The sequence below is a fragment of the uncultured Aquimarina sp. genome (assembly GCF_947492405.1).
GTDB lineage: Bacteria > Bacteroidota > Bacteroidia > Flavobacteriales > Flavobacteriaceae > Aquimarina.
In genome coordinates this window covers 604,792-619,090 of sequence record NZ_CANLMP010000003.1, presented here as the reverse complement: position 1 = coordinate 619,090, position 14,299 = coordinate 604,792, and the positions used below count along the sequence as shown (strand labels likewise).

The window sequence follows — 14,299 nt, the reverse complement described above, 5'->3', positions numbered from 1 at the left end:
AAGGCGGTATTTTACCGAAATTAAAAACTCATCAATGAAAAAAATTCTCTTAATGTTCCTAGTTGCATCTGCGACTTGGGTATCTGCACAAAACAATCTTCAATCTCCGGCTTCATTTTTAGGGTACGAAATTGGCAGTCAGTTTACACGTCACTCAGATGTAGTAAACTATTTTAATCACGTGGCTGCTAACTCTGATCTAGTTACTTACCAAACCTATGGAAAAACAAATGAGCGAAGACCATTGACTTATGCTATTATCACAAGTGCTGAGAATCAAAAAAACATTGAAAACATTCGTCTTGATCATCTTAAAAACACAGGTATCGTAGCCGGAAATAGTAATCCACAAATTGCTGTGGTATGGCTTAGCTATAATGTTCACGGCAATGAAGCTTCTAGTACCGAAGCTTCTATGAAAACCATTTATGAACTTATTACTACTAAAAAGGAATGGTTAAATAATACGGTAGTCATTATGGATCCTTGTGTAAATCCCGATGGAAGAGATCGATACGCCAATTGGTATAATCAAACCAAAGCTACTCCTTATAATACAGATCAGAATGCTACTGAACATAATGAACCTTGGCCAGGCGGACGACCTAATCATTATCTTTTTGATCTTAATAGAGATTGGGCTTGGGCTACACAAGTAGAATCCTATAGTCGATTAACCGCTTATAATAAATGGATGCCACATGTTCACGTAGATTTTCATGAGCAAGGTATCAACGAACCTTATTATTTTGCACCGGCAGCGGAGCCATTTCACGAAATTATTACACCTTGGCAAAGAGATTTTCAAACTCAAATTGGTAAAAATCATGCTAGATATTTTGATGCAGAAGGTTGGTTATTTTTCACTAAAGAACGTTTTGATCTATTATATCCTAGTTATGGAGACACCTACCCTACGTTCATGGGAGCAATCGGTATGACATATGAACAAGCAGGTCATGGTCGCGCTGGATTAGGTATACAAACTGATGAAGGCTATGTATTGACATTAAAAGATCGTGCTTTGCATCATACTACAACGGGATTGTCCACTGTAGAAATATCTTCAAAAAATGCTACAAAACTAAACTCAGAATTCAAAAAATTCTTTAATAACTCATCTTTAAAGTATAAAAGTTACGTGCTTAACGGTCAAGCAGATAAAATCAAAGCGCTAACAGAGTTGTTAGACAAGCATGAGATAAAATATGGATACACAAATAGCACCAAGATATCCGGTTTCAATTTTAGAGAAAACAAGCAAGGAAGTATCAATGCAAATGGAGCGTTAGTTGTGAGTACTGATCAACCAAAAGGCAAAATGGTAAAAGTATTGTTTGAACCTGATGCTAAATTAAGCGACCCTCTAACCTATGATATTACTGCCTGGAGTATTCCACACGCATATGGATTAGAAGCTATTGCTTCTACTTCTTTAATACCTGCAAATGGAAGCAAAAAAAGTAATCAAATTAACAATATTGCCAATGCATCCGGAGCAGGATATATCGTAAAATGGAATAGTCTGGATGATGCTGCTTTTCTGGCTGATCTATTAAATAATAAAATCAGAGTACGATTTAGTGAAAAAGATTTTGCCAATAATGGTGAGAAGTTTAAAAAAGGAAGCTTGATTATTACCAAAAGTGATAATCGTAAAACCAAAGATTATGACAAAACTGTAATTGATATCGCTAACAAACATCATCGTAAACTGTATACTACAACCTCTAGTTTCGCTTCAAATGGCGTTGACTTTGGATCACCTGATGTAAAATTGATTAATAATCAGCGTATAGCTGTGCTAAAAGGAAACTATACCTCATCGCTAAGTTATGGAGAGATTTGGCATTTCTTCGAACAGCAACTACAATACCCAATTACGTCCATTGATACTGATTATTTCAAAAGAGTTGATCTGGGCAAGTATGATGTATTAATACTTCCAAATGGATATTATGGTGGATATCTAGATAAGAACTCACTCGATGAGCTGAAGGAGTGGATTCGAAGTGGAGGAAAAGTAATTGCAATTGGAAATGCAGTAAATGCCTTTGCTAACAAAGACGGTTTTGACCTAAAAAGTAATAAACCTGAAGAAGAGAAAAAAGATTCCATTGGAAATCTAATACCTTATGACAAACGTGAACGCGAAAGAGTTAAAGACTTTATTACCGGAAGTATTTACAAAACTAAAGTAGACACTTCGCATCCTTTAGCCTTTGGATACGAGGACACCTATTTCAGTTTAAAGTTAGGAAGCAGTTCTTATAAGTTTTTACAAGATGGTTATAATGTAGCGTATATCCAGGAACCAACAAGTGTTTCTGGTTTCTCTGGTAAAGATGCTTTTAAAGGACTTAAAAACTCATTAGTTTTTGGTGAAGCCAGAATGGGTAGTGGAAGCATTATTTACTTAGTAGATAATCCTTTGTTCAGATCCTTCTGGGAAAACGGAAAACTGTTTTTTGTAAATGCAATTTTCTTTACCAATAACAATAAATTTAGACTATAGACTAGTAAATTAAACAAAGCTTTTATCAAAAAAATAAAAGTATTATTATAAAAAAAGACTCAAAAATTAAAATACTCAAACACAATGCATATCTCAAAAACACTCCAAACCGTAGTGATCTGTTCCTTGATTACTATAAGTAGTTGTAATAAAAAGAAAGAAACTGTGGAAAACACACCTCCAGAAGAAAAGATCTCAAATGAATTATTGGCAGAATGGACTGGGCCTTATAGTGGCACTCCTGCTTTTGACAAAATGAATATTGTGGATATCAAGCCAGCTTTAGAAAAGGGTATGGAATTGAATCTAGCAGATATTAATGCTATCACAAGTAATACTGATGCTCCAACTTTTGAAAATACTATTGTTCCGTTAGAAAAGTCAGGACAAGAACTTAACAGAGTTTTTACCTATTATGGAATTCTAAGTAGTAATATGTCTTCTCCAGAGTTTAGAAAAATTCAAAAGGAAATGGCTCCGAAATTATCTGATTTTCGTTCTAAAATATCTCAAAACGAAATTTTATTCCAAAGAATTAAGACAGTTTATGATAATGCTCAGAAGCAACCTTTGGAAGCAGATCAACAACGTGTAGTGCAATTGACATATGAACAATTTGCTATGAATGGCGCTGAGTTAAACATCGAAAAAAAGAAACGCTACGCAGAAATAAACAAGGAATTATCTGAATTATATACCAATTTCTCAAACAATATTTTAGCAGACGAAGAAGGCTACATAACCTATCTTACTAAAGAACAATTAGGAGGATTATCAGAACCATTGATCAAGGCATATGGCAAAGCCGCTGCAGATAAAGGAGAAGAAGGTAAATACGCGGTAACCAATACAAGATCTTCTATGGATCCGTTTCTTAAATATTCTACAGAAAGAGAATTACGGGAACAAGTATGGAAAAACTACTACTCTAGAGGTGATAACGGAGATGATAAAGATAATAATGAGAATATTGCTAAAATTCTAAAATTAAGAAAAGAGCGTGTAGCTTTATTGGGGTATGACAATTATGCAGATTGGCGATTACAGAACCGAATGGCGAAGAATCCTGAAAATGCAATGAAATTAATGAATGCTGTTTGGCCAGCCGCTATTGCCCGTGTAAAAGAAGAAGTATCCGATATGCAGGCTGTAGCAGATGCTAATAAAGATAATATTACCATTGAGCCTTGGGATTACAGATATTATGCAGAAAAAGTTAGAAAGAAAAAGTATGACCTGGATTCTGACGAGGTAAAGCAATATTTACAATTAGATAAGCTTAGAGAAGCTATGTTTTTTGTTGCCGGAGAATTGTTTAATTATGAATTTACAACAGTAGCAAAAGGAACGGTTCCGGTATTCCACGAAGATGTTAATGTTTGGGAAGTAAAAGATAAAACTTCGGGAGAACATATAGGATTGTGGTATTTAGATCCTTTTGCCAGAACAGGAAAACGTTCTGGAGCCTGGGCAACAACCTATAGAAGCCACACTACTTTTGACGGTAAAAAAACTGTGTTGGCATCTAATAATTCTAATTTTGTAAAACCAGCTCCAGGAGAACCTGTTTTAGTATCCTGGGATGATGCGACAACATTTTTTCATGAATTTGGTCACGCATTACATTTCTTTTCTTCAGAAGTACGATACCCTACTCTTAATGGAGGTGTTCGTGATTACACAGAATTTCAATCTCAATTATTAGAACGCTGGTTATCGACAGATAAGGTAATAGATAATTATTTGGTTCATTATAAAACGGGAGCACCAATGCCAAAAGAATTAGTTGCAAAAGTGAAGAAAGCAGCTACTTTTAATCAAGGGTTTGCTACTACAGAATATTTAGCTTCTGCTTTAATGGATATGAAATTTCATTTAGCGGACCCAGCAAATATTGATGTGGATAGGTTTGAAAAAGAAACCTTAGCAGAACTTAACATGCCCAAAGAATTGGTTATGCGTCATCGTACCCCTCATTTTGGACATGTATTTTCTGGAGAAGGATATGCAACTGCATATTACGGATATATGTGGGCTGATGTACTAACATCTGATGCAGCAGAGGCCTTTGCTGAAGCTCCGGATGGATTCTATGACAAAGATGTTGCAGCCAAATTAGTTAAGTATCTATTTGCTCCTAGAAATGCAATGGATCCAGCAGAAGCCTACAGATTATTTCGTGGTCGTGATGCTAAAATAGAAGCCTTGATGAAAGATCGTGGGTTTCCTACTACTGCTAAATAAAAACAAGGTTATTAACATAATTATTCATTTTAAAATGTTTTAACGATGAGAAAAGAATCCAACAAAACCAGTAGAAGAAAATTCATCAAAGGTTCAGCGATACTTGCAACAGGACTTGCTGCTGTTCCTTTAATGGCTTTTGATAATGACACACGAGCTATTGACACTTCTGATAGTATCTATTTGATAGGTCCGCAAAAAGGATATTCTCCACAAATTGGTACCCTGCTATCTACGATGACTATGATGAGAGCTTGGGTTGTTAGAACCGTTAAAGATCTTACTATAGAACAATTAGATTTTCAGATAGATGAGCAATCCAACTCGATTGGTGCCATGCTATTACATCTAGCAGCAACAGAAAGATATTATCAGCTTAATACTTTTGACGAAATAGCATGGGGTAAATGGGATGAAGACATAAAAAAAGAATGGGACATTGCCAGTGGCTTAGGTAAAAAAGGAAGAGAAATAATTAAAGGAAACTCTATTGATTATTACCTTCAAACACTTGAAGAAGTTAGAGAAATAACTAAAAAAGAATTTACCAAAAGAGATGATAAATGGATTATGAAATCTGAATCATTTTTTGGTAATCAACCTACTAATAATTATGCTAAATGGTTTCACGTATGTGAGCACGAATCGAATCATCGTGGGCAGATGAAGTTTATCATCAAAAGGCTTCCTGCATAATCAAGAATATGAGTAACCCTTTAAAATTGGATCCCGAAAAAATCATTGATACGATCTCTTTATTAGAGAAACGAATCTCTGATAGATTTCCTGATTCGGGACTTAAAAAAGTATGTCATAATTTTTTACAAACGGCTCAGGATAGTAAACAAAATATCGATTGGATTTCCAAACCAAATCTTTCGCTTAGAATTTTTGCTTACTTGGTCATATTAATTGGATTAGGTGGATTAATTTATAGTATAACCTATGTCGATTTAGAAATTAAGAATACTACACTCGCCAATATTGTTTCTATCTCAGAAGCAATATTTAATGATATCATTTTATTAGGGGCGGCTATCTTTTTTTTAGTTTCATTAGAGTCCAGGTTAAAAACAAAACGTGCACTTAAATCTCTTAATGAGCTTAGAGTTATTGCGCACGTGATTGACATGCACCAACTGACTAAAGACCCCAATCTAACTGACCTACCTGAGTCTGCTACAGAAAATTCACCTAAACGTACCTTTACCAGATTTGAACTCCAAAGATATTTAGATTATTGCTCGGAAGCCACAGCACTGGTTGGTAAAGTAGCAGCGTTATACTCTCAAAGCTTGCCTGATGAAGCAGTGGTAAGAGCTGTAAATGAAATTGAAGTACTTACGACAGGCCTAAGTCGAAAAATATGGCAAAAGCTTATTATTCTAAATGAGTTAAATTCGAAATAATAAGTAGAAAGATAAAAAGCAATATAAAAGAATGGCATATAACATTGTTCTTGTAGAACCAGAAATACATACAAACACAGGGAATATTGGCCGATTAAGTCTTGCATCAGGGTCAAATTTACATCTGGTAAAACCATTTGGTTTTGAACTAAGTGATAAAAGATTAAAACGTGCTGGGTTAGATTATTGGAAACATATTTCATTAAAAACGTATGAAAGCTTAGATGAATTTATGTCTATCAATAAAGGAAAAAAAATGGCTTTTTTCTCCAGTCATGGAAAAACAGATCATTGGTCTATTGATTATGAAGATGATATGTTTCTTATTTTCGGAAAAGAATCAGCAGGTTTACCTACAAGTATTACAGAAGCTAATTCCGATAACACATACAAAATACCAATACTTAATGAACATATAAGAAGTTTAAATCTAGCGAATGCTGTGAGTATAGTAGTCTATGAAGGACTGAGAAATCTTACTAAATAACTTTAAAAATCATTCAAAATTATAAAATTCATCAAGATGAAAATCGTCAAATCATTAATAGTAATACTTTTTATGTCAGGAATACTAATTTCTTGTAAAAAGGATACTTCTGTAACCCCTTTAAACACTGAGGTTCAAGAAAGCAACGAATTTAAAGTAGATTTTGAAAAATTCACTTTAGATAATGGATTGCAAGTTATTCTTCATGTAGATCGTTCTGATCCTGTAGTTGCAGTTGCTTTGACTGCTCACGTAGGGTCTGCCAGAGAGATAGAAGGACGCACAGGTTTTGCTCATTTATTTGAACATTTATTGTTTCTAGAGTCCGAAAACCTAGGAAAAGGAGGTCTTGATAAAATGAGTGCTCGTATTGGGGGATCCGGAGCTAACGGTTCTACCAGTAGAGATCGAACTAATTACTACCAAACTGTCCCTAAAGATGCATTAGAAAAAATGATCTGGGCCGAAGCTGATAAACTTGGTTTCTTTATCAATACAGTTACAGATCCTGTCTTGGCAAAAGAAAAGCAGGTCGTAAAAAATGAAAAACGTCAAAGTGTAGATAATAGACCGTATGGACATGAATCCTATGTTATTGACAAGAATATGTATCCAAAAGATCATCCGTATAACTGGCAGGTAATAGGATCTCTAGAAGATCTTCAGAATGCTACCTTGCAAGATGTGAAAGATTTCTATAACCGTTGGTATGTTCCTAATAATGTAACACTAACCATTGCTGGAGATTTTGATACCGTTCAGGCTAAAGAATGGGTGCATAAATATTTTGATGAGATCAAAAAAGGTGAAGATATTGCTCCGTTAAAAAAACGACCAACTACTTTAACTGAAACGAAAAAATTATACTACGAAGACAATTTTGCGCGCCTTCCTCGGCTTACTATGACTTGGCCAGCCGTTTATGAATATCATCCCGACTCATACGCTCTGGAAGTATTATCTAATTATTTATCTGAAGGAAAAAAAGCACCATTTAACAAGGTAATTGTGGAGGATAAACAATTAGCTCCAAGTGTAACCGCATTACACTATGGATCAGAATTAGCAGGTCAATTCAGCTTGATCATTCGCGGATTCGAAAAAGTAAATCTAAATGATATAGATAAAGCAATACAAGAATCTTTTGCGAGATTCGAAACAGAAGGTATTTCTCAGGAGGACTTAAATCGCATTAAAGCAGGACAGGAAACTAGCTTTTATAATAGTTTATCAAGCGTATTAGGTAAAGGATTTCAGCTAGCACAATATGAGATTTTTGCAGGAGACCCTGGGTTTATAAATCAAGATGTTAAGAATATACTTGCGGTAACCACCGATGATGTAATGCGCGTGTACAACCAATATATTAAAGGGAAACATTATGTAGCGACAAGTTTCGTTCCTATCGGGCAAACGGATCTAATCCTTAAAGACTCTGCTTTAGCCGAAGTTGCAGAAGAAAAAATAGTAGAAGGTGCAGAAGAAAATTTTGATGCTAGCATTGCCGCAACATACGAAAAAACACCATCTAGTTTTGATAGATCCATAGAACCACCATATGGAACAACCCCAAAAGTTATGATTCCTGCGGTATGGGAAGATAATTTAACTTCAGGTTTAAAAGTTTATGGAATTGAAAATGATGAAGTACCATTGGTACAATTCAGAATGGATATTAAAGGAGGTTTATTGCTAGAAAAAATAGACAAGGTGGGAGTTTCTAATCTTTTAGCTCAATTGATGACCAAAGGAACGCAAAACAAAACTACTGAAGAATTAGAAAATGCAATAGAAAGCCTTGGCGCAATATTAGATATATATTCAACCGATGAAAATATAATAGTTAGCGGTAGTACCTTATCCAAAAATTATAATAAAACGATAGCACTGATTAAAGAAATTCTACTAGAACCAAGATGGGATGAAAAAGAATTTGAATTAATTAAACAAAGTGCTATCAGTCAAATACAACAACAAAAGGCAAGTCCGCGTAGTATTGCAGGAAATGAATATGCAAAATTGATTTATGGAGATGATCACATCCTTTCACATAATAATTTAGGTACAGAAGATTCCGTAAAAGAAATTACAATAGCTGATCTTAAGCAATATTATAATGAAAACATTTCTCCATCTGTAACCAAACTCCATATTGCAGGAGACATATCCAAAGGTCAGGTAACTTCTTCTCTTGTAGACCTCAATAAAAATTGGTCGCCAAAAGATGTGAAATTTCCAGAACTTCAAAACCCTAAAGCCCCAGAAAGATCCAAAGTATATTTTTATGACGTTCCTGATGCAAAACAATCTATGCTTCGTTTTGGATATCCTGCCATAGCCGCAACTGATGATGATTTCTATCCGGTTAGAATTATGAATTATCGATTAGGTGGAGGCGGATTTGCATCACAATTGACACAACAATTACGGGAAGGTAAAGGATATACATATGGTATTGGATCATTTTTTTCGGGAAGTACCATTCCCGGAGCATTTACTATATCTAGTGGTGTTCGATCCAACGTAACCTATGAATCAAGTAACCTAATAAAAGAAATACTAGAAAACTATAGCAAGGATTATAACGAAAATGACTTAGAAGTTACTAAAAGTGCATTGGTAAAGAGTAATGCCAGAGCTTTCGAAACCCTTGGAGCTAAATTGAATATGCTAACGAATATTAGTACATTACAATATTCTAATGATTATGTAACCAAGCGAGAAGAAATAGTAAACGGCATGACAGTTGAAGAAGTTAAAAAGCTGGCTAATCAATATCTTGATCCTAATAAGATGATATACTTGGTAGTAGGTGATGCTAAAACTCAATTAAAGAAGTTAGAAGAACTTGGATTTGGAACTCCAATACTTCTAAACAAAGAAAACAAGACTATAAAAGATTAATTCTTAAAAACAAAAATCAGTAAAGTGATAGTTAAACTAGCTGAAACTAATTTAAAAACCAAGTTTGGAGAATATCGTGAAATTCTGTTTTATGATGGTCAAAAGGAATCCTTTGCACTAGTAATGGGCGATATAAAAGATGAAGAAAACATATTATGTCGAGTACACTCTTCTTGTATTTTCGCTCATCATTTTAATAGTATAGAATGTGATTGTAGAGAACAAATGGAAATATCACAGCAACTTATACAAAAAGAAGGTAAAGGGATTATTATTTGGTTAGATCAAGAAGGTAAGTCTAATGGACATCTTGCCTTACTAAAAAGTATTGAATACAAAAATAAAGGACTCTCGCAAGCGAAAGCTTATGAAGCAGCTGGTTTTAAAAAAGATGCCAGAAACTTTTCTCCTGCCGCAAAAATTTTGAACGAATTAGGAGCGACATCTATTCGAATGCTAACTAATAACCCTAAAAAAGTAGCCACTTTAAGTGAACTTGGTATTAAAGTTACTGGCACACAACCAACTGTTTTATGATTTAAAATTTAACAACTTTTATCTCAACACTAAAACTGTCGCAAACAAATATTCTACACATATCATACAAAATTTTGATAGCCATGGTTACTGAAATAAAAGATAATCCTAAGAGTCAAATAGGAAAATCTGGCTAAAACTTACTACTTAAAATGTGATAAATATCTAATCAGAAGAAGTAATTATTATCAAATCACAATGCTTATGCAATATCTGGATTAAGAACTATACAAATAGTTGTTTATTTTACTAAATAAAACAATGTTTCATCTGGCGTATTATTGAATTATTCTTACTAAAAGTACTTTTTTATAGAAAAAAATTTAAAATAAACACTAACAAAGGTCTTAATGTTATCAAATTGTTAATTTGAACTACATTTGATTTTTATTCGATCTCTAACATTTAGCTCAAAAGATTGCACATAATTTATTGATTTGTTTCAATGTAATATCATATCGGTAAATTTCTCCCATATTCATTAAAAATTAAACACCGCCAATACCCCCTAAACCCCGTAAACAAAGAGTTGTTAAGATATTTTTAAGAGTTTGGATTACTTTTTTAGATACATTTGCACCCGTTTTGAAAAAATAAGAAAATTTAAAAATAAACACATAATTAATTTTTATTAAAATGATCAAAAAAATCCCATTTCTATTTATGCTTGTTATTGCTTTAGCATCTTGCGAAAGTACATCTGTAGAAGACGAAACATTCAATGAAGGAAATGACAAGCCAGAAATCATTGATATCTATGACGATAACAGTCATGGTTTAGGTAACTAAAAAAATAAAACACCCTCGAAATAAAATTTAAAACAATAAAATAAAACAAAAATGAAAAAAATTACATTTCTATTAGTATTAGTATTAGCTACAGTATTCGTTTCTTGTGAAAACGAAACTATTGAAAGTCAAGTTTTCAACGAAGAAAGTAACGATAACAATACAGAAGACGAAAACACCGAAGATGACGAAATCGTCATAGGTGGTAATGAATAATTACAATAAACCTCTTTTATAGATTAGAATTAGCAAATAAGAAGAGTAAATCTTATTTTAAAGGGAAAGTCCAAAAGACTTTCCCTTTTTTATTTGTATTATTAGTAGCGAATTAAAGAAAATGATTAGATAAAGAATTATGAATCTGGTTTCTTTTTATGGCAATCTTCTTTATCAGACGGATCAATATTCATTGATCAAAACTCACTTGTCCAAAATTGCAGATCGCATGTTAGAAGGGATACAAAATAACCAAGATTTCATTTTCAGAGAAATAAATAATTACCATATTGATTATTTAGGAATACCTGTAGAAGAATTGAAAAAAATTAAGTTTACCAGAGAAGATTGTCAAACAACCGTTGCTAATGAATATGGTTTTAAGAATTGGGAAATTGTTGAACAATTAGAAGGTCATTATGACCATAATTTTGAAAAGGCAGTTAATTTTCTTGTTGATGGTGATTTTAAAAAGCTCAAAAAAATAATCAAACTTGATCCTAAATTAGTCTTCAAAAAGTCAAAATATGGTCATCAAGCTACATTATTAAATTACGCAGCAAGTAATGGCGTAGAAATGTGGAGACAAAAAGCACCACTTAATCTTCCTGAAATGACCAAGTTTTTAATCGAACAAGGTGCCGACCCGAATGCAACCATGAAGGTATATGGCGGTAGTTTTGATACATTAACTTTATTAAAATCTAGTATACACCCTTTTAATGCAGGTATTGCAGAAAAAATGATCAACATATTACAATAAAAAGAAATCGTATTTATACTTAAAATCAGAAAATGGCTTCCATTAAAACGTACAAACTAACAGATGAAACGGAAAAGCAGATCGTTTTTGATATAAAAAAAATGGAGGATATTTATGATAAAGCTGGAGGTAAAATTGACACACCACATCGACATGATTTTTACATTATTCTTTTAGTATCAAAAGCTAAGGGCATCCATATCATTGATTTTAACGAATTCTTGCTTGAAGATTGTCAGGTTTTTTTCCTTAGTCCGGGACAAGTACATCAAATCCTGGAAGAGCAGAAATCCTATGGTTGGGTAATTACATTTTCTAGACAATTTCTTATTAAAAACAATATTGACTATCGTTTTATTGAAGACATCAACTTATTTCAAGATTATGGTTATACTCCTCCTCTTTCTTTAAACGAAACACAATTGGAAAAATTGAATACATATAGCGTCCAAATTTTCGAAACCTACCACATTGATTCGAAATTTAAGTTAGAAGCAATTGGGGCTTTATTAAAGCTTCTTTTAATTTATAGCAATAATATATGTGATATTAGTAGAAAAGATCCTCAACAGCTTCACGCAGGTTCTACTATATTGAAAGAATATAAAAATTTAGTCGAAGAACATTTCTCAGATTGGCATAAAGTACATCAATATGCAGAAACATTGCATGTTACACCGGATCACTTAAACAGAACTATCAAATCCCTTATAGGAAAAACTGCTAAAGAATACTTACAATCCAGAATTATTGTAGCTGCAAAAAGACTTCTTAGCTTTTCAGGAAAAACTACAAAGGAAATTGGATATGAATTAGGTTTTTCAGAACCTGCTAATTTTAGTAACTTCTTTAAGAAATGTACAAGCTTCTCGCCTTCTCAGTTTAGACAACAGCATTAAATATCGGATTTTTATAACATTCTTCCGTATTATCACATTTCAAACAATCATATAATACTAGAACTTTGTATTCAAATATAAAGAAAGGATATATTATGAAAACGATAATGCATAAATCAGATACCAGAGGAAAAGCTAATTTTGAATGGTTAAACTCATATCATTCGTTTAGTTTCGGAAATTACTACAATCCAGAAAGGATGAGTTTTGGAGCATTAAGAGTGCTTAATGATGATACCGTATCATCAGGAATGGGATTTGGTAAACACCCCCATGACAACATGGAGATTATATCGATTCCTTTGGAAGGTGATTTAGAACACAAAGATAGTATGGGTAATACAACCATAATCAAACAAGGTGATATACAAGTAATGAGTGCCGGAACGGGTGTCTTTCATAGCGAGTATAATAAAAATTCGGATAAGGAGGTAAAGTTTTTACAAATATGGGTAACTCCTAATAAGAAAAATGTAACTCCTAGATATGATCAAATCTCTATAGAGAATAAAAATATCAAAAATGAATTATATCAAATTCTATCTCCGAATCCAGATGACAATGGGGTTTGGATTCATCAAGATGCTTGGTTTCATCTCGGTGAACTAGAAACAGAACACACACAGACCTATACGCTGAAAGATAAAAAAAATGGAGTCTATGCCTTTGTTTTAGAAGGAAGCGTAACGATCGAAGATAACATATTAGAAAAAAGAGATGGACTAGGAATCTGGGACGTAGAACAAATTAAAATTAATTCAAACGGAGCTTCTAAAATATTACTCATGGAAGTTCCAATTACACTATAAATCATACTCATATGGAACTATTAAAAAATTTAGAATGGCGTTACGCCACCAAAAGATTTGACTCTAGCAAAAAGATTTCTGAATCTGACCTTGAAAAAATCAAACAAGCTATTTCACTATCTGCCTCATCCTACGGGTTGCAGGCATATAAAGTATTGATTATAGAAGATCCTGAAATTCGTAAACAGTTACAACCTAAATCCTGGGGTCAGTCTCAAATTGTAGATGCTTCGCAATTAATTGTTTTTTGTAATTACACAAAGGTTGATGAGAAAGTAATCGATGACTATCTAAAATTAAAAGCAACTATACAAGATTTAAATTTAGATGATTTAAAAGGATATGGTGATTTCATGAAGTCTAAAATCAGTGAGTTTAGCGATGAAACAGTAAAATCCTGGACCGCTAAACAAACCTATATTGGTTTAGGAAACTTACTAGCAGCCTGTGCGGAACTGAAAATTGACGCGTGTCCGATGGAGGGTTTTGAACCAAAAGATTATAATGAGATATTAGGGTTATCCAAAAAAGGTTTATCCGCTGCTGTAATTGCAACAATAGGATATCGATCTGAAGAAGACGCAACTCAACACACTAAAAAGGTGCGTAAGCCTATCAGTGAATTATTCGAAATTATATAAATACTAATTTTTGGGTATATATATGAGGCTTGAAATTATTAAACATTCAAGCCTCTTTTTATTTTGTAATAAATCTGGCCAAAATA

General features: G+C 33.2%; 13 protein-coding genes. All 13 read left to right on the top strand.

What is annotated here, in order from left to right:
- The first annotated feature begins 34 nt into the window (after positions 1 to 34).
- A complete protein-coding gene (locus Q0829_RS14235; protein ID WP_298544128.1) occupies positions 35 to 2,515 on the top strand; it encodes a M14 family metallopeptidase in 2,481 nt (826 codons plus the stop codon).
- An 84-nt stretch (positions 2,516 to 2,599) separates the two neighbouring features.
- Positions 2,600 to 4,759, top strand: coding sequence for a M3 family metallopeptidase (locus tag Q0829_RS14230; protein ID WP_298544125.1), 2,160 nt, complete (start codon positions 2,600 to 2,602; stop codon positions 4,757 to 4,759).
- Between the two features lie 45 nt (positions 4,760 to 4,804).
- A complete protein-coding gene (locus Q0829_RS14225) occupies positions 4,805 to 5,455 on the top strand; it encodes a DinB family protein (protein ID WP_298544122.1) in 651 nt (216 codons plus the stop codon).
- 8 nt (positions 5,456 to 5,463) lie between these two features.
- The gene (locus tag Q0829_RS14220; protein ID WP_298544119.1) at positions 5,464 to 6,168 is read left to right on the top strand and encodes a hypothetical protein; all 705 of its coding nucleotides are present in this window, start codon (positions 5,464 to 5,466) and stop codon (positions 6,166 to 6,168) included.
- A gap of 31 nt (positions 6,169 to 6,199) precedes the next feature.
- The gene (locus Q0829_RS14215) at positions 6,200 to 6,655 is read left to right on the top strand and encodes a tRNA (cytidine(34)-2'-O)-methyltransferase (RefSeq protein ID WP_298544116.1); all 456 of its coding nucleotides are present in this window, start codon (positions 6,200 to 6,202) and stop codon (positions 6,653 to 6,655) included.
- Positions 6,656 to 6,691: 36 nt separating this feature from the next.
- Entirely contained in the window at positions 6,692 to 9,559 is a 2,868-nt protein-coding gene (locus Q0829_RS14210) for a pitrilysin family protein (RefSeq protein ID WP_298544113.1), read from the top strand.
- Between the two features lie 24 nt (positions 9,560 to 9,583).
- Positions 9,584 to 10,096 (top strand): GTP cyclohydrolase, encoded by a 513-nt coding sequence (locus tag Q0829_RS14205; RefSeq protein ID WP_298544110.1) that lies wholly within the window; start codon positions 9,584 to 9,586, stop codon positions 10,094 to 10,096.
- A gap of 636 nt (positions 10,097 to 10,732) precedes the next feature.
- Positions 10,733 to 10,885 (top strand): hypothetical protein, encoded by a 153-nt coding sequence (locus tag Q0829_RS14200; RefSeq protein WP_298544107.1) that lies wholly within the window; start codon positions 10,733 to 10,735, stop codon positions 10,883 to 10,885.
- A gap of 51 nt (positions 10,886 to 10,936) precedes the next feature.
- Positions 10,937 to 11,101: a hypothetical protein gene (locus tag Q0829_RS14195; RefSeq protein WP_298544104.1), complete on the top strand. Its 165-nt coding sequence runs from the start codon at positions 10,937 to 10,939 to the stop codon at positions 11,099 to 11,101.
- Between the two features lie 139 nt (positions 11,102 to 11,240).
- The gene (locus Q0829_RS14190; protein ID WP_298544101.1) at positions 11,241 to 11,864 is read left to right on the top strand and encodes a hypothetical protein; all 624 of its coding nucleotides are present in this window, start codon (positions 11,241 to 11,243) and stop codon (positions 11,862 to 11,864) included.
- A gap of 32 nt (positions 11,865 to 11,896) precedes the next feature.
- Positions 11,897 to 12,763 carry an AraC family transcriptional regulator gene (locus tag Q0829_RS14185; protein ID WP_298544098.1) on the top strand — a complete coding sequence of 289 codons (867 nt, stop codon included), beginning with the start codon at positions 11,897 to 11,899 and terminating at the stop codon, positions 12,761 to 12,763.
- Positions 12,764 to 12,858: 95 nt separating this feature from the next.
- Entirely contained in the window at positions 12,859 to 13,572 is a 714-nt protein-coding gene (locus tag Q0829_RS14180) for a pirin family protein (protein WP_298544095.1), read from the top strand.
- A gap of 11 nt (positions 13,573 to 13,583) precedes the next feature.
- Positions 13,584 to 14,213 (top strand): NAD(P)H-dependent oxidoreductase, encoded by a 630-nt coding sequence (locus Q0829_RS14175; RefSeq protein WP_298544092.1) that lies wholly within the window; start codon positions 13,584 to 13,586, stop codon positions 14,211 to 14,213.
- The last annotated feature ends 86 nt before the right edge of the window (positions 14,214 to 14,299 follow it).